The sequence below is a fragment of the Companilactobacillus bobalius genome (assembly GCF_009764355.1).
Window position 1 is genome coordinate 722,787 of sequence record NZ_LNUA01000032.1, and the last position, 16,534, is coordinate 739,320.

The 16,534-nt window shown below is 34.2% G+C and carries 17 protein-coding genes and 1 pseudogene; 4 read left to right on the forward strand and 14 right to left on the reverse strand.

What is annotated here, in order from left to right; genetic code table 11:
- Window positions 1-31 precede the first annotated feature (31 nt).
- Window positions 32-979: a LacI family DNA-binding transcriptional regulator gene (locus ATN92_RS10585; protein ID WP_054641892.1), complete on the reverse strand. Its 948-nt coding sequence runs from the start codon at window positions 977-979 to the stop codon at window positions 32-34.
- A gap of 205 nt (window positions 980-1,184) precedes the next feature.
- On the opposite strand from ATN92_RS10585, the gene ATN92_RS10590 reads away from it, so the two are divergent.
- Window positions 1,185-2,474 carry a glycosyltransferase gene (locus ATN92_RS10590; RefSeq protein WP_056952884.1) on the forward strand — a complete coding sequence of 430 codons (1,290 nt, stop codon included), beginning with the start codon at window positions 1,185-1,187 and terminating at the stop codon, window positions 2,472-2,474.
- A gap of 39 nt (window positions 2,475-2,513) precedes the next feature.
- Here ATN92_RS10590 and ATN92_RS10595 read toward each other — a convergent pair whose 3' ends face one another.
- On the reverse strand, window positions 2,514-2,654 hold the full coding sequence (locus ATN92_RS10595; RefSeq protein WP_156638758.1) for a hypothetical protein: 141 nt from the start codon (window positions 2,652-2,654) through the stop codon (window positions 2,514-2,516).
- 286 nt (window positions 2,655-2,940) lie between these two features.
- Here ATN92_RS10595 and ATN92_RS10600 point away from each other — a divergent pair, with 286 nt between their 5' ends.
- Window positions 2,941-3,327 (forward strand): DUF8453 domain-containing protein, encoded by a 387-nt coding sequence (locus ATN92_RS10600; RefSeq protein WP_056952887.1) that lies wholly within the window; start codon window positions 2,941-2,943, stop codon window positions 3,325-3,327.
- Between the two features lie 133 nt (window positions 3,328-3,460).
- Window positions 3,461-3,835, forward strand: a complete 375-nt coding sequence (locus ATN92_RS10605; protein ID WP_082604541.1) for a YxeA family protein — start codon at window positions 3,461-3,463, stop codon at window positions 3,833-3,835.
- 77 nt (window positions 3,836-3,912) lie between these two features.
- On the opposite strand, the gene ATN92_RS10610 is transcribed toward ATN92_RS10605, so the two are convergent.
- From ATN92_RS10610 to ATN92_RS10645, 7 genes and pseudogenes are all read right to left on the reverse strand, one after another.
- On the reverse strand, window positions 3,913-4,629 hold the full coding sequence (locus ATN92_RS10610) for an ABC transporter permease (protein ID WP_056952891.1): 717 nt from the start codon (window positions 4,627-4,629) through the stop codon (window positions 3,913-3,915).
- A gap of 1 nt (window position 4,630) precedes the next feature.
- A complete protein-coding gene (locus ATN92_RS10615; protein WP_158106725.1) occupies window positions 4,631-5,365 on the reverse strand; it encodes a multidrug ABC transporter permease in 735 nt (244 codons plus the stop codon).
- Window positions 5,362-6,132, reverse strand: coding sequence for an ABC transporter ATP-binding protein (locus ATN92_RS10620; protein WP_056952895.1), 771 nt, complete (start codon window positions 6,130-6,132; stop codon window positions 5,362-5,364). The genes ATN92_RS10615 and ATN92_RS10620 overlap by 4 nt, the downstream gene beginning before the upstream one ends.
- A 296-nt stretch (window positions 6,133-6,428) precedes the next feature.
- Window positions 6,429-7,373, reverse strand: a complete 945-nt coding sequence (locus ATN92_RS10625) for a beta-galactosidase (RefSeq protein ID WP_158106726.1) — start codon at window positions 7,371-7,373, stop codon at window positions 6,429-6,431.
- Between the two features lie 3 nt (window positions 7,374-7,376).
- Window positions 7,377-8,423: pseudogene (locus ATN92_RS10635) on the reverse strand (beta-galactosidase).
- Entirely contained in the window at window positions 8,420-9,859 is a 1,440-nt protein-coding gene (locus ATN92_RS10640) for a glycoside hydrolase family 1 protein (RefSeq protein ID WP_234032582.1), read from the reverse strand. The pseudogene ATN92_RS10635 and the gene ATN92_RS10640 overlap by 4 nt, the downstream one beginning before the upstream one ends.
- Before the next feature lie 95 nt (window positions 9,860-9,954).
- Complete coding sequence (locus tag ATN92_RS10645; protein ID WP_234032583.1) at window positions 9,955-10,728, reverse strand: AraC family transcriptional regulator; 774 nt, start codon at window positions 10,726-10,728, stop codon at window positions 9,955-9,957.
- A 143-nt stretch (window positions 10,729-10,871) separates the two neighbouring features.
- Between ATN92_RS10645 and ATN92_RS10650 the strand changes: the two genes are divergently transcribed.
- Window positions 10,872-12,182 carry a PTS sugar transporter subunit IIC gene (locus tag ATN92_RS10650; protein ID WP_056952904.1) on the forward strand — a complete coding sequence of 437 codons (1,311 nt, stop codon included), beginning with the start codon at window positions 10,872-10,874 and terminating at the stop codon, window positions 12,180-12,182.
- Between the two features lie 44 nt (window positions 12,183-12,226).
- Here ATN92_RS10650 and ATN92_RS10655 read toward each other — a convergent pair whose 3' ends face one another.
- The 5 genes from ATN92_RS10655 to ATN92_RS10675 all read right to left on the reverse strand — a co-directional run bounded on the left by ATN92_RS10655 (window position 12,227) and on the right by ATN92_RS10675 (window position 16,473).
- Window positions 12,227-13,012, reverse strand: a complete 786-nt coding sequence (locus ATN92_RS10655) for an ABC transporter permease (RefSeq protein ID WP_056952906.1) — start codon at window positions 13,010-13,012, stop codon at window positions 12,227-12,229.
- Between the two features lies 1 nt (window position 13,013).
- Window positions 13,014-13,832 (reverse strand): ABC transporter permease, encoded by an 819-nt coding sequence (locus ATN92_RS10660; protein WP_056952908.1) that lies wholly within the window; start codon window positions 13,830-13,832, stop codon window positions 13,014-13,016.
- Window positions 13,825-14,832 carry an ABC transporter ATP-binding protein gene (locus ATN92_RS10665; RefSeq protein ID WP_056952910.1) on the reverse strand — a complete coding sequence of 336 codons (1,008 nt, stop codon included), beginning with the start codon at window positions 14,830-14,832 and terminating at the stop codon, window positions 13,825-13,827. Before ATN92_RS10665 ends, ATN92_RS10660 begins: the two co-directional genes overlap by 8 nt.
- A 138-nt stretch (window positions 14,833-14,970) precedes the next feature.
- A complete protein-coding gene (locus ATN92_RS10670; RefSeq protein WP_056952912.1) occupies window positions 14,971-15,468 on the reverse strand; it encodes an NUDIX domain-containing protein in 498 nt (165 codons plus the stop codon).
- Window positions 15,469-15,564: 96 nt separating this feature from the next.
- Complete coding sequence (locus ATN92_RS10675) at window positions 15,565-16,473, reverse strand: alpha/beta hydrolase (protein WP_056952914.1); 909 nt, start codon at window positions 16,471-16,473, stop codon at window positions 15,565-15,567.
- Window positions 16,474-16,534: the final 61 nt, after the last annotated feature.

The following is a 16,534-nucleotide window of genomic DNA, read 5'->3' on the forward strand; positions in this document are numbered from 1 at the left end:
CAAGGCTTTGTTTGATGTTATCGGTAACAGTTTAGTCTCTCAAAGTACCACCTAAACTGAGTTTGGGTTCAAAGACTAGAGAGCCTTGTGATTCGCCACTTTGAATTTTATCCAAAAGTGTCTCACCACAAGCACTACCCATTTGAATAATTGATTGCTTAATTGTTGTTATCTTTGGTGAAGCAACCTGATTCAAAAAGACGCCATCAAAACCGGTTACACCAAAATCATCAGGAACTTTCCCTCCACAACGAACAATAGCGCGCTCTACTCCAAGTGCTAGACGATCAGAAGCACAGATAAACGCTGTATTTTTAGGAATCTTATCCCAATTTTGTCTTATAAAATCTTCAGACAGATGACTGTGATTACCAAATCGATGTAATTCAGGAACCATTCTTTTTTCTTGAACTTGTTGTAAATAACCCGCTTCACGTGAATACTCGAAGGATTCTTTACTATCGATACCGACGTAAATCAGCTTTTCATATCCCTTTTTTAAGGCTAATTGTGATAACAAGTAAGTACCTGCTTTATTATTTGTATCAATAAAGTCAAATCCATAACGATTCTCGCCAAATAGAACCACTGGTTTTTTTAGATCTTTGATCCAGTCAACATCACTAATACGCATCCCCGTAATGATGTATCCATCACAATTACCAATATCAAAGTTCCGACGTGTAACTAATTGCAAGGAATATTGATGCAGGTCTAAAGTCTTAGCGATACCAATCATCAGATTCATATAATAAGGTTCCGTTGTATCAATATCTTCTAAAATACATAGCTTAATAATTCGTGTACTATTATTGGCCAAAGCTTTGGCAATTACATTAGGATGATAATCTAACTCCCGCATCGCTTCATAGACCAATTGCTTTAATTCATCAGTAACCTTATCTGGATGATTGATTACTCGTGAAACCGTCATTTTTGAAACATTGGCTTTCTTTGCTACATCTAATAAAGTGGTCATGAATTCCCCTCCATACATCACAAGTTAATTATATAACACTTTAAAAGCCCTTTCAGGAGCTTTTTTATAAAATTAAATAAATAGTATTTTTAACCATTAATATTTGACTAATTGTATTTAAAACTATTTAAATGAGCAACATGTTTGAACATCTTCTATAATTGAGCAAAAATCTAATCGAATATTAATTGAGAAGATGATAAAAATGATTATTTATTTAATAGCCATCACCGTTTTCATGATTCAGTGTTTCATTATGTTTTACATCTACATTACCCAACACAAAAGATTTAAAAAGGAAATGAAGAACCCTTACGGATCAGAACAAGATTTAAACCAATTTTTCTATTTTATGTTACTGCCCTGCTTAAATGAGGGAAAGGTCATCAAAAATTCTTTGACCTATCTAAATAATCTAAAAGGTCGTAAACAAATTATTGTTATTGATGATGCTTCAACTGACGACACTGTGGCCCAAGCCAAAGGTACAACCGGCCCCATTAGTATTGTACAAAGAAAATTACCTAACGCACAAACTGGTAAAGGCGATGCCTTAAACAGTGCTATTCCTACAGTACAAAAAATTATTAAAGACAAAAAACTTGATCCACAAAAATGTATTATTGGTGTCCTTGATGCCGACAGCGTACTTAGCGCCAACAGTATTTATAAATTGAATGAATCGTTTGAGGATTTACATACTGATGCTGTTCAAATAAGAATCAAAATGAAAAGTCCTAAAAAAATATTACAAACCTTTCAAGATATCGAATTTTTTGTTGTTAATCATCTGATCCAGTTAACTAGAACCCATCTTAAAGCCGTGGCTCTATGCGGCAATGGGCAATTCTTCAGAGTCTCAACAGTTCTTGACAGTCTAGGCGAAAAACCTTGGGGCAATGCTTTACTTGAGGATTATGAATTAACTCTACGAATGGAATTACACGGACTAGTGATTAAATATGTCGATGAAGCTTATGTCGAGCAAGAAGCTCTAACAAAAGTTAAAAAATTAGTTAGACAACGTGCTAGATGGGCTCAAGGTGGATTTAATTGTTGGAAATACGCAAAAAAAATTACTACCTCTAAAGTCATTTCAGTTGGACAGAAATTTGATACTTATTTCTTCTTTATTCAACCCATTTTAAATATTCTGGCCGATTTCAGTATCATTTATCTAACCATCAATTTTGTTACACGATATGTGCAGAATCCTGAATTCATCTTCATAGCTTTCATTATCATGACCTTCATTAGCTTGTTTTTTGGAACGGTCTTTACAATTATCTACCACAAGGAACTAAAGTTACATGACAAATCACATTTGGTTATTCAAAAAGAAGATATGATCAATGAAAAATTGCATTTCAGAAAAATAATTCTATCAATTGGTCTAATTTCTTATATCTACGTTATTCTTTTTTTCAGTTTGATTATTTCTTGTTATCACTTACTAGTTGGACATACTGGCTGGGATAAAACTCAACGCAATTAAAAATCAGCTAATTCAAAATCGAATTAGCTGATTTTTTATTTATTTTTTAATTTTATATGTAATTTCTATTACAATGAAAATAATCAAACTTACAACTATTGCTCCAATAAAAGGATTTATTAAAAAATTAGGAAAATATAAATCTTTAGGGATTTGATTTACAAATATATTAAATTTCATAATCCTCACCTCTTATTAGCTATAATTATCTCATCATCATTTTTATATAGCAAAAAAGTCGCCTTATAGACGACTTTCTGGTTACGGAGTAAACGTACTGGTGTATGTACCTTTTTGAATTATTTTTGATTGATAGATACGCAATGTATGTATCTATCGAAAGTAATTATCTAATCTATTTACCCAAATGTAAACTAACAAATAGCTCTATAACTAAACTGTTAGTTTGATGTGACGGAATTGTAAGATAAACATGATTATGAAATAATAAATTTGAGGTGAAATCATGAATTCAGCAACGCAAGTTTTATTAGTTATTGCCAGTTTCATTCTGGCCCTATCCGTTCTGGTTGGTTTAATTTTAATTTCAACCAGTCTCTTCCAAATCAAGGGATTGATCAGGACTAAAAACAAATTACTACTCCAAAGGAGTCGCCCTTACGTGATTTGTCGTCGTATCAGAAAACAAACTATTGAAATCCGTAATGTCGGTAACAGTCCTGCTAGAATCGACGAAATTGAAAGTGATACAGTCGACTTTTCATACCTTAATCAAAAAGATATTTTTTCCGGTCAATTCTTTAATTATCCAATTGCTGAAAATCAGGATGCAAGTATTTTTGTGAAGTATCACGACCAAATCAATCATTTTGAGGAAAAATTTACTGTCTGAATCTAACATTTTCAGTATGGACAAATCATTGTTATGAAAACTTTCCTATTATTCATCTTACAGACCTTACAAAACCGTTAGGACTATTGTTTTAGTATCTATGATATTATTCCTAGTGAATTCGGAGGGATAGATGATGAATAAAAAAGTTGGCATTAGTTTAGTAATTGCATTAATCGTTTTAATACCATTTATGGTTTATCAATTCTGGTACGTTCCTAACTTCACTGGAGATGATTATTATACTTACGTTGGTGATTCATACAAAGAAATTATCGAAAAAGATGATTCTGGTGCCGACTATAAGGAATATTACTATAAGCAAAAAGCTTACGACAAGGATGGCAACGAAAAGTTATTAAAGTTCAATAGCACCATCGGTCGTCCTATCAAAGCTGATAACTATTTAAAAGTCGTTTATAACCGTAAATACGACAAAGTTCTTTCTTGGGAAAAGGTACAGAAGAAAGAGGTCCCTCGTAAGACAGTTGAACAAATACTAAAGTAAATTTAAAAAGTGCATCTCAAAGCGTAGAACTAATTCGTCTACATTTCGAGATGCACTTTTTTGATATATTCTATTTTTTACCACAGTTGAATCGGATGTCGTAATATCTTTTTTATTTGAATTTTATAGCAAATAATTCCCAATACTAACCAAAGAAAATCTACTAAAATATCCAAATAAACGTCGCCTCTCCCTATAACAACATAACGAATTGTCTGTGAAAAAGGAAAAACATAACTGATTACCCGCAGCCATTGCGGATAACGATCAACTAAGACTAAAGTTCCTGCTACAATCGTCGCCAAAGAACTTACAATATTTACATAAAAATATGGATTCCCCTTTTGCCAAGCACCTATTGCTGCTACAAAACCAACTACCACTCCAGAAATAACTATTAGGGGCGTCATAAACATGGCTCTAACTAGTAATTCAAATGGTACTTTAAAGAAGAATAAAATTATTAGGTTAATTATGACCAATACTAATCCAGCCAAAACAGATGTTAATATCTTAGTGCCCCAATAATTAATAGAATACGGTCGATTAACTACCATTTCTTTATCAATTTTTAAATTTCGATCCATTACAAATAATTGTGCCATGCTTGACATTGATAAAGTTCCACCCGAGAGTACCACTGTAGCAACTGCTACAGACCAGCTAAAACTATTAGTATATTGTGCATCAATTAATACTAATAAACACAGATTAATTAAAGGTATCAAAATAAAATGGACAAATCTTGTTTTCCAATTTTGCAAATAAGAGAGTGACGAAAATTGAATTTTCATTTTACATCAACCTCACATTTCCGGTTCGCTTAGACAGTATTAACAAATATTTTGTTAAAATCCAGGTTACTACGCCCCATAACACACAGCTTAAAATAAATCCAAGAAAATTAAATTCTGATGTCGAATTAAGCAAGGCATGTATGGGCGAAGCAATTGGAATTATCCATTGAAATGGTATTAGAATTGGTTTCAATATTGGAGCTGAAGAAAATAATCCTGACAAAAGTAACAACGGAATTGTAATCAATTCTTCGTACACAATGGCATTAGTAGTTAGAAGAAAAAGTCCTGCAATCAAGAAATCCATTAACGAAGCGGCCAACCACAACGTACCTACTAATAGGACTAATCGCATAGACACATTCGAATGCGACACACCTAATAAGACTGCAAGGAGATACGAAACCGGAAAAGACAGCAGTCCAAAACTTGATGCCTTAAAAGGAAGGTATAAAAAAGATGGATGATGATATTGAATTATTTCTTGAAAAGCTTCAAGCAACCCCTGGAACCTTTGAAACCCTATACATCCGGCAGACGTCGTAGCAGATGACCACAATCCGAATATGCCACTTCTTATCCACAGACTAGTATCATTCAATTGCTTAGTCGCATAAGCTACTATGAACTGTAATAAGAAAAGCGATATCGTACTTGAAATTGTCAACCAAAGAAAATATTGATTTGATGCATAGATTTTCAAATGAAAACAAAATAATCTAAGAAATCTCATTGTTCAGACCTCCTAAGTTGCGGAGCAATTGCCAAATATGATTCCTCCAAAGTCGCAGGACGATCAATATGGTGCACATCAGATTGTTTAATAATCTCTGCCACAGTCCCCGAAGTAAATATTTTACCAGCACCAATTAATAATATTCTGTCAGCTAACGATTCAATTTCACTCATAGTATGACTAGTTAACAAAATTGCAGCACCCTGATCTGCCAATTGTTTGATTATCTTACGAATCTCAGTTGAAATTTCTACATCTAATCCACTAGTAGGTTCATCTAAAAGCAATAGTGGCGGATTTCCAAGTAAGGCTCTAGCTATATGCAACCTTTGCTTCATCCCTTTTGAAAAAAATTGTACCTTTTTATTTGCCACATCAGTTAATTCAACTAAATCTAATACTCTTAATGCTTCTTGTCGTTGTTGCCGACGTGGAACTCTAGCCAAATCAGCAAAGAATAATAAATTATCCAATGCCGTAGCTCTTCCGTAAAAACCTAATTCTCCGCCTAAGACGACACCTACTTTGGGCTTAATTTTATTTTTATATCTGTTTTTTCCATTAATTACAACTTCACCGCTAGTAGGTAATAGATAACCACCAATCATAGAAACAGTAGTCGTTTTACCAGCACCATTGGGGCCCAATAAAGAAACGATTTCACCAGCATGAACATCAAAACTAATATCATCTACCGCGTCAAATTCTTTTCCATTTGATTCAAAAACTTTACGTAATTTTTTTACTGAGAGAACTGAAGACACTTATATCACCCGTTTACTATTTTTTCAAATGTATGGGTGACTCTTATTATTCTTTATCACCAAATACATTCTTTGAATATAATTTACTCTTCACCGCAATCATTGACATACATATATCCTCCTAATTGACATAACGCCTTTGTATATCGTCACATCTCTACTTATGGTCTAATTATATGATTAAAATTCAGTAAAACAACATCTTAATTAAAATAAAACTAATTGTTTTAATCTTTTTCACATTATGGAAATATAAAAAATTCCACAGCTATTTTTCAAGTTGTGGAATTTTCATTTTATTTATTTTCCAAAATCAATACATCATAAGGCTTCAAATCAATTTCCTTAGTTGTCATCGTTTGTGTTAACAAATCTTTACTATTGGGATAAGGATTTCTAATTTGTTTAGCCTTACCATCAGTATTAATAACAAAAGTATAGCGGGCTGTCTTACCCGTTCTAGTGATAATCTCAACGCCAGTTTTTGTCTCATCTGCTTTGATCTGAGCCTGTTGCAAAATGTCCTTCATAAAAAAGTCCATAGCCTGATCATTCAATCTACTGCCCGCATAGTAAGCAAAACCTTTTCCAAAATGATTCTTCGTTAAAACAGAATTTTTTTGATAGAAGACTTCATCACTATAATGAGCTAGTGACTCTGCTGTTTGTGGTTGAACCAAATCACAAACTAAGCTACCTTTTCCAATAACTTTGCCGTCGAATACCAAATCATGCGTCTGATCAAATGGTAAAGCATCAGTTTCTTCATACTTTAATCCTAAAACATTCTTTAAAAGTCCAGGATAACCACCGAGATAAACATTATCGTCTTTATCAGCTAAACCAGACATGTAATCAGTGACAAAAATACCACCATCTTGAACAAACTTTTCAATCTTAGTAGTCATTTTTGGCGAATTGATATACATACTTGGCGCAACAACGACTTGATACTTTTCCAAATCTGTTTCTTTGGAAATTATATCAACGCCAATCTTACGATCGTAAAAGGCTCTATAGTAGTCATAAACTTCTTGAACATAATCTAAATTAGTCGTTGGCCCCATGCAATCTTCTAGCCCCCAGTAACTATTCCAATCAAAAATTATTCCAACCTTCGATTGATTACGTGAATTTTCCAAATCTTCAGGTAATTGACTCAATTCGTTACCTAGCTTCTTTAATTCACCAAAAACACGTGTATGGGTTGATTCAGCGTGTGAAATCATAGCACTATGCAATTTTTATGAACCATTACGAGCCTGTTTCAACCATAAAAATTGAACGGTTTTGGCTCCATGAGCCATTGCTTGATAACTGAGCATCCGCATCTGATTGGGTGCTTTCAGAGAATTAAATGGCTGCCAATTCTGTTGACTAGGTGTCTGTTCCATTAACATAAATGGTTGATCTTTGACCCCACGCATTAAGTTCTTAGTCATAGCAGTTTAACCATAGGACGTAGTTCTTATATTTCTAAAATTCAAAGAAGCAACCAAAATTTCTTTAGCCCATTTGAAGTAGTCCAAATCTTTTTGTGAACCCATTAAAATGGTTGTTACCGGACGTCGGTCATATTTTCTAATGATGTCTCGTTCCATCTTAAAATTATTCAAAAGACTGTCGGATTGAAATCTACGATAAGCCATATCTAATCCTGACATTACTGGTTTCCCATTATCGTATGTATCACCAATCCTCATTGGAGGTACAATTTCATCCCACTTATGATAAGTATGACTCCAGACATTCGTTCCCCAAGCTTGATTGATTTTATCCAAATCATTATCATACTCATATTTCAACCATTCTCTAAAAGCCTTCGTACAATTCTCACAGTAACAATAACCATTGTATTCATTCGAAATATGCCAGTGCGTAATATTCTTAACTGAAGCATAACGTTGCGCTACTTTTTCAACCAATTGACTGGCCAAACGTTGAAATTCAGGACTATTAGGACAAGCGTTCTCACGTTTTCCACCAACTTGACGTCTTCCATAATCATCTACACGATTGATTTCCGGATACTTTTTAGTCATCCAAAATGGTAATGCCGCTGTAGAAGTTGCCATAACAATTTTTATATTGTTCTTTTCTAATAGTGCAACAATTTTATCTAATTTATCAAAGTTAAAGACGTCTTCCTCTGGTTCTAACAAAGACCACGAGAAAACATTAATTGTCGCTGAATTAACACGTGCTTGTTTCAATTTGTCCCAGTCGTCTTGCCAAGTATTTTCAGGCCATTGCTCAGGATTATAGTCACCACCGTACAAAATTGACATCATCTTACCTCTAACTTTCCACCATTGGTTTCGATTATTCTTTGATACCAGTTAAAGCTCTTTTTCTTAATTCTCAACAATGATTTAGGAGAATAGTCATCTCGATCGATATAGACGAATCCATAACGCTTATCGTAACCATTTATCCAACTCAACAAATCAGTAAATGACCAAGCACAGAAACCAAACACTGGTACTCCGTCAGAAATAGCTTTTCCAACTTGTACCAAGTGATCATTTAAATAGTCAATTCGATATTGATCATCTACTTGACCACCTTCTAATTTATCGAAAGCCCCTAAACCGTTCTCAGTAATAATGAGTGGTAAACGGTATTTCTCATAAACCTGTCTCAAAGCAATTCTAAAACCAATTGGATCAATTTCCCAGCCCCAATTGGTTTTATCTAGATAGGGATTTTCAACCGATTGAAATAACTGTGATTCAGGAGTATTACTTTGTGCATCTCCGGCCATCAAATAAGGATCAATTTTATCAAAATTCTTTCCTGTAATAACCTTTTCAGTATCAGGTGCCTTGACCGTCCCTCCGTGATAATAATTAATTCCAAGAAAATCAGGTTTACCTGTTTGCAAAACTTTTTTATCCTCAATAGTCACGTCTGGTGCTATATGCATCTGCTTTAACAAGCGCATAATTCTTTCTAGATATTCGCCCCGACAATAAACATCTAACCACCAATCATTGTTAAATTGATTAGCATCAACGGCAGCCAAGACATCTGCAGGGGAACTGGTCAATGGATAAACTTCCCCATAGCCAAAACTAGGGCCAATCTTACCTTGAGGGACCACCTGATGGAATGTTTGAATAGCTTTAGCATTTGCTAAATTGACAATATGATTAGCCTGGAACATTCTTTTAGAGTCTGAAACATTGGGTGGATGAGAAGCCCAACGATAGCCTAATGACGTGAATACATTCTGTTCATTAAAAGTAATCCAATATTTAACTTTGGTTCCAAATTTATCAAAAAGTATTCGACAATATTCCACAAAAGCATCGATTGTATGACGGCTTTCCCAACCACCGTATTTAGTTTGGAGGACTTCTGGAAGATCCCAATGATACAACGTTAAGATAGGTTCAATCTGATGTTTTTGAAGTTCATCAATCACCTTTTCGTAAAAATCTAATCCTTCTTGATTAACTTCACCTTCACCATTGGGTAAAATACGACTCCAAGAAACACTAAAACGATAGGCCTTAAGTCCCATTTCTGCCATCAGAACAATATCTTCTTTATAATGATGATAAAAATCAACTGCAATTTGACCATTAGTATTATGCTTAGTTTTACCCGGAATTTTCGAGAATTCATCCCAAATTGATGGACCTTTGCCATCAGTATTATAGGCACCTTCGACTTGATAAGCTGCCGAAGCCGCACCCCACAAGAAATGTTCAGGAAATTTCATAGTCATTTCTCCTTTTGTTTAATTATGAATCAATTTACCACAGATATTGTGCTTAGTAATTAAGGAGAATAGTACAAAAGTATCAGATATTGAAACTACTTATATAATCCACGAAACTTTCCCGGAGTAACCTTCTCACCACGTTTAAACATTGAGATAAAATAGCTATTAGTATTAAAACCAACTTTCTGTCCAATCTCGTCAATTGAAAGTTCTGGTTCATTCAATAACAATTCTTTAGCCTTTTTGATACGATAATCAATTAAAATTTGATGTGGCGAACTGCCATAATTAGTTCTGAAAGCTTCCAAAATATATTGCAAGCTATAATTAGTTAGTTTAACAAAATCATCATTATTTAAATCCTGTTGATATGAATTACGAATCAATTGTAAAATCGGATCTATGATTTTCTTATTCAACTGATAGTTATGAGGATTAACAACACAATATTTTTTTATCAAAAGCATGAATTCATAGACCAATGTCGATGATTCATAAATATCCAAACGATTATTTTCTTTAAATTCTTTGTGATGGACTTCAATAAAATCTCTTAATTTATCTTCTGGAGATTCAATATAGAGATAGTCTTGGAATCCTAACACTTTGGTTATTTCTGAAATTAATAAACCACCAAATGAGAAATAATCTGTAATCCAGAGACCGCTTTTAGAATGATACGAATGAGGAATATCTTGATTTATCAAAATACCCTGATTTTCTTTCAATTCTATTGTTCTACCTTCAATATTTACTATTCCTGTACCCGAATATGTTTGTAACCAATGAACATAATTATATCCTTTCGGTCTAGACACATTCTCTTGTCGCCATTTATAACCAATACTATCTACATATAATGGCAATGATCTGTCCTTTGCTTTGAAACTGTATCTCACTTAGTCCATCTTCAATATGTTATATTTAGCTGGCATTATCTTTAATTACAATATCATTTCCATATGCTAGATTAAAGGTAATCAAACGGAAAGGAAATGAGATTTTACTTATGAAAGCGATTACAAATTGGTTTCGAAATAGTTTTAGTCCAGCATTAGCAAAATTCAGTAATATGAAATATATGTTGGCATTACGTGATGGGATGATTATCACTGTTCCATTTACGATTTTTGGTAGTATTTTTATGATTTTAGCAAATTTACCAATTCCAGGATGGACACAATTAGTTGCGCCCTATCAAGCAAAATTACAATCAGCCGTTAGCATTACTTTTGGTATCTTAGCCGTCATTGTGGCTATTGGTATGAGTCATGAGATGGCTAAGTTAAATAAAGTTGATACATTATCTGGTACAGCTATTGGTGTTTCAGCATTTCTACTTTGTATGTTGAATGATAAATTTCAAATTGATCCTTCAACCTTAGGATCAGATGGTATGTTTACTGCAATTATTGTTTCAATTATCTCTAGTGAAATTGTAGCTTTCTTCATTAGAAAACACATTGTCATTACTTTGCCAGATTCTGTTCCACCAGCAGTTGCCAGTTCATTTGTGGCTTTAATTCCGGCATGTGCTTCTTTAGGATTTTTCTGGATTATCAGAGTTCTCTTCAATATTAAAATCAATGCCGTTATTCAAGCAATCTTCTCCCCACTAGTTGGAGGTTTAAATAGTTTCTGGGGTGTTGAATTTGCGTTATTCTTAACCTTAATTCTTTGGACTGTCGGTATTCATGGAAACAACGTCTTAGGTGCTGTAGCCTCACCTATCTATACTTACTTCCTAATGGCAAATATTAAGGACGTTTCTAAAGGCATTGCTCCCACACACATTACTGCAGACGGATTCCTTGATTTTGGTATGAACATTGGTGGTACTGGTGCCATCCTTGCCTTAGTTATCTGTTGTTTATTGTTTGCTAAAAGTAAACGTTACAAACAACTTGCTAGACTAGGTGCTATCCCTTCAGTCTTTGAAATTAGTGAACCTATTATGTTTGGTTTTCCCGTTGTTTTAAACCCAACATTATCAATTCCATTTATTTTGATTCCAATGGTTTTGCAAGGTATCACATACTTCTTAATGAAAGCTCATATTATTGGTATGGTTATCGCCCAAGTTCCATGGACAACACCAATTTTTATCAACGGTTACTTAATTACTGGTGGTGACTGGCGTGCTCCAGTATGGCAATTAATTGAGTTAGTTATTGCTATTGCGGTTTACCTTCCATTCTTTAAAGTTCTTGATAGAGCAGCTTATAAACAAGAACATGTTGAAGCTATGGAAACTGAAGAAAAAGTCAGTGATGATACTTTGTCAGTTAAAAGTATCAGTGGTCAAACACAAAACGCATAAAGAAAAGAACTTCCAATCGTTTAATAGCGAAAGGAAGTTCTTTTTTATGATCCCGCACTTTCATAAGATGAAATTCCTTTGTCCCAAATCTTAATAGAGATGAACAAGAAGACAACTGAGATAACCACTAATCCACCTAAATTGAACAGCACATTCTTTCCAGTTAAGAAGTAACTAGCCGGATAAAAAGCTGTGAAAGCAAATGGAATAACAAATGAAATGATCCAACGAATCAAATGGTTGAAGATACTGACAGGATACTTAGCAAAATCATTAAACATGTAAAACAAGTAAGTGATAGTATTACTCTTCTTCATCCAAAAAGCCGCAGCCGATGTACCAATCTTTAGAGCTGTATAAATAGCCGTAGCAAATGGAATTGAAACGACAAATAGGATTACTTTTAACAAGGTCCAATGAACTGTGGCCGATGACATGACTAGTAAAATAACGCCAACTAATAATTCTCCAAAAGCATCAACTTGAAAAGTTTCAACCAAAACGTGAAATAACGGATTGATAGGACGTGTTAAATACTTATCAAATTCACCTTTTCTAACTAATTTTTGACCAACAATCCAGAGATTATCAAAGAAAAGATGATCTAATCCTTTAGGAATCAAGGCGAATCCGTAGATAAAAACAATCTGTTGTAAACTCCAACCAGCCAACTTTGGTACCTGACTGAAAATAACTTGTAAAAAGATCAAATTCAAAATTTGATTGAGTAAAACTCCTAATACACCAACGATGAAGTCAGCTTTATATTCCATCGTTTGCTTTAAATATTGTGAAATAAAGATTTTTTCTAAATGTAGGACTCTTCTCATATTAACCTCCCTGGATACTCAAGTGTTTGATAGCAAAATGCCAAACAATTTTTGCTAAAAAAATAAAGAATATCAACCAAAAGATTTGTAAGAGCAATACAGAAACAGTTTGCTGTGCACTATACTTTCCAAGATACAGCATTACTGGCGTGTACAACAGCGATGAAAATGGCAATAGCTTCAGAACATTTTGTAGTACTGGTGGGAAAAATGCCAAAGGTACCAGTGATCCTGACATAAAGATTACCAAGGCATTTTTCAAAACATTTGAACCCCACAGATTCCGAAAGAAGAACACGGTGAAACTGAAACAAATATTAAAATAAAAATTAATTAGATAAGCAATTGTTGCACTGAAAAAGTACAATAAAAGATTAACCAAATTAAGAACTGGTGTCCCTTCACCAACGATTTGATAAATTAAAATTCCACCAAACAGTGGCACTGCTAATACACCAACATCGATAAGTTTGCTACCAATTTCTTCATAAAAGTAATTAGCCGTAAAACTGATTGGCTTGAGGATACGCATTGCAATGGAACCGTCCTTAACCTCGTCTCCAACACTGCTAGAACCATCACTTGAGGTGAGAATTCCGGTAAAGAAGCTCAAAAAGATATATAAAACCATCTCTGGAAAAGTGAATCCATTTAAACTTGAATTCGTGCTCGATTGGAAGACAGCCTTCCATAGAAAGTAAGTTACAAATGCTCCTAAAGTATTACCTAATGCAAACAAAATAAAGTTAGCACGATAAACGATTGCCTCTTCGATACCTGCTGATACAAAGGGACGATATTTTCTCAAGAAGTTAGTCATGTTCGGCCGCCTCCTTTCGGAAAATCCTCCTAACGATGTCTTCTATATCTGCATCTTTAACACTGATATCTTGAACGTCAACTTGTGACAAGGTCAATCTGATAACATCAGGAACTGATACTTTACTACTATCAAATTTAACTCGAACATTCTTTTCATTCTGCGAATACTCAATAGCTGAACCAAATTGAGAAAAGTTTAGACGGTTCGCATCCTCCGCATTGACCAATTCAAACTCAATTTCTCTAATGTGTCCAAAACGATTCTTCAATTGCTTGATTGTTCCATCAAAAACTTCTTGTCCATGATCAATCATGAAGACACGATTGCATAATAATTCGATGTCGCCTAAATCATGTGTCGTCAAAATGATTGTGGTTTGTTCTTCTTGATTGATTTGTTCAATAGCATGTCTGATCTTATCCTTAACTGATACATCCAAACCAATTGTTGGTTCATCCAAGAACAAAACTTTAGGATTATGTAATAACGAGGCCGCAATATCAGCTCGCATACGTTGTCCTAATGATAAAGTTCTTACTGGACTAGTGATGAAGTCATTCAAATCCAAAACTTCATTCAAAAAATCCATTCGTTTATAAAAATCTTTATCAGGCACATTATAGATTTCCTTTAAAACTGAATATGTTTCACGTAATGGCAAGTCCCACCACAATTGAGTTCTTTGACCAAAGACAACTCCGATATCCTTAACGTAATTTTGACGATCTTCTTGAGGGATTTTGTCGTTGATCCGGCAATATCCACTAGTCGGCGTTAAGATTCCTGTTAACATCTTAATGGTTGTTGATTTACCTGCACCGTTAGCACCAATAAAGCCCAAAATTTCTCCCTTAGGTACCTCGAAGCTCAAATCTTTGACGGCTTCAAAAGTTTCGTATTTTGGCTTAATCAATGATTTAAAGGCTCCTACTAGTCCTGGTGACTTAATAGTTTTTCGAAAATCCTTTGTTAAATTAGATACTTCAATCATCGACATCTAAATCCCCCCTTTTAAATATAGTAAGCGTTTACTGTCTTTGAAAAATGGTACTACTATTAAAAACACCTTTCATAGTCAATTCAATTTTGCAAAAAAAAATCGTTACCGATAACAAGATCAATAACGAATCATTTTTTAGAAACCAAATTTCTGATGATTGATCAAATGCTGTATTTCAACCTTAGGATAACAAGTTTTGACAATCCCTTTTGGATGCAAAGTATCTTCTATTTGGTCAACTCTTGCCCATTGCAAATCAGAATTAGGTGGCAAATCAAAATTCCGGTAATTCAAATGTTGTAACTGATGATATATTTCATCGTTGACTTCTTGACGATAGATCAAATTCAATTGTTGATAATCGATTTTCTTCAATTTCCAGAAGTTTTCCAAGATTCCTGCAAATTCCAGTTTCAAATCAGTTAACCCCAGCTCTTCATACGCTTCACGCTCGGCAGCAGATTGACTTTCTTCATTGAATTTAACGGCTCCACCAGGTAGGATATACAAGTCCTGCTTCGTATTTTCTCGTCTAACAAAGACTTTACCTTTATGTAATAAGATTAATACCGCTCGAACATCAAATTTTTGTTTTTGATTCAAAAAATAACGTAAATCACCTTGTTCTTGCATTCAATCACCTACCCTCATTTAATAATGTCATCATATACCAAAAATGTGAATAAAAACACAAATAGCCAGTAACCCATTTCGAGTTACTGACTATTTTTAGTTGAAATATTTATTAGCAAAGTCCGTTGTTTTATCGATGTAAAGTTGTCCAGCCTTGCTTAATGAATTAGCATGACTCGCACCTTTAACAATCCAAAGTTTTTTGGGACCCTTAGTGTAATCATAATTTAAATAAGCATTTTTCGTCGGTACAAAGTCATCCTTTGAACCATGAATAACGAATAACGGCACCTTATTCTTCTTCAAGCTATTTTTGGTACTAGCTTGATAGAAGTTATACCCTGCTAAGAAATCTGCAAAGAGACTAGCTGTGGGCACAATTGGGAAGCTTGGTAAATGAAACATATCTTTTAATTGATAAGATAATTCACCAGAAATAGTAGAATAACCGCAATCAGCTATGGCAAATCGAACATTCTTGGGATGTTCTCCCAAAGTATACATGACTGTAGCAGCACCCATACTGATACCGTACAATCCAATCTGTGAATCAGAGCCAAACTTCTGATTAAGTCGTTTGATCCAATTCATCACATCGGTTCGATCCTTCCAACCATATCCTGCATAGTTACCCTGACTCATACCAAAGGAACGATTATCCGGTGCCAAAACGTTATATCCAGCGTTGTGAAACATTCTGACATACGATCCCATATATTTACTAGCACTACCAAATCCATGGACAACAACCACTGTTTTGGCGGTTTCCTTCTCAGCTGGTAAATAACGAGCCTTCAATTTTAGATGGTCCTTGGTTGTCTGTTCCCAAATCTGTGGTTTCTGTCTCAAAAACCATTGGCTATTCTTACTCAAGTGACCTTTTATCTGACTACTATAACCACTCTTACTGAATGCATAATTAAACATATATCCACCAGCCGCTACATCAGTAAGTAATGTAACGCCTATAACGACTGATAAAGTAATTTTAACAAATTTTTTCACAGTTTCATTTACCCTTCTAGATTACTATGTTCAACAATAATAATCTAATTGGTAATTTGAA

Coding starts and splice junctions, on each gene's coding strand:
- ATN92_RS10585 (WP_054641892.1), bottom strand. CDS start 979: ATGACCACTTTATTAGATGTAGCAAAGAAAGCCAATGTTTCAAAAATG.
- ATN92_RS10590 (WP_056952884.1), top strand. CDS start 1,185: ATGATTATTTATTTAATAGCCATCACCGTTTTCATGATTCAGTGTTTC.
- ATN92_RS10595 (WP_156638758.1), bottom strand. CDS start 2,654: ATGAAATTTAATATATTTGTAAATCAAATCCCTAAAGATTTATATTTT.
- ATN92_RS10600 (WP_056952887.1), top strand. CDS start 2,941: ATGAATTCAGCAACGCAAGTTTTATTAGTTATTGCCAGTTTCATTCTG.
- ATN92_RS10605 (WP_082604541.1), top strand. CDS start 3,461: ATGATGAATAAAAAAGTTGGCATTAGTTTAGTAATTGCATTAATCGTT.
- ATN92_RS10610 (WP_056952891.1), bottom strand. CDS start 4,629: ATGAAAATTCAATTTTCGTCACTCTCTTATTTGCAAAATTGGAAAACA.
- ATN92_RS10615 (WP_158106725.1), bottom strand. CDS start 5,365: ATGAGATTTCTTAGATTATTTTGTTTTCATTTGAAAATCTATGCATCA.
- ATN92_RS10640 (WP_234032582.1), bottom strand. CDS start 9,859: ATGAAATTTCCTGAACATTTCTTGTGGGGTGCGGCTTCGGCAGCTTAT.
- ATN92_RS10650 (WP_056952904.1), top strand. CDS start 10,872: ATGAAAGCGATTACAAATTGGTTTCGAAATAGTTTTAGTCCAGCATTA.
- ATN92_RS10655 (WP_056952906.1), bottom strand. CDS start 13,012: ATGAGAAGAGTCCTACATTTAGAAAAAATCTTTATTTCACAATATTTA.
- ATN92_RS10660 (WP_056952908.1), bottom strand. CDS start 13,832: ATGACTAACTTCTTGAGAAAATATCGTCCCTTTGTATCAGCAGGTATC.
- ATN92_RS10665 (WP_056952910.1), bottom strand. CDS start 14,832: ATGTCGATGATTGAAGTATCTAATTTAACAAAGGATTTTCGAAAAACT.
- ATN92_RS10670 (WP_056952912.1), bottom strand. CDS start 15,468: ATGCAAGAACAAGGTGATTTACGTTATTTTTTGAATCAAAAACAAAAA.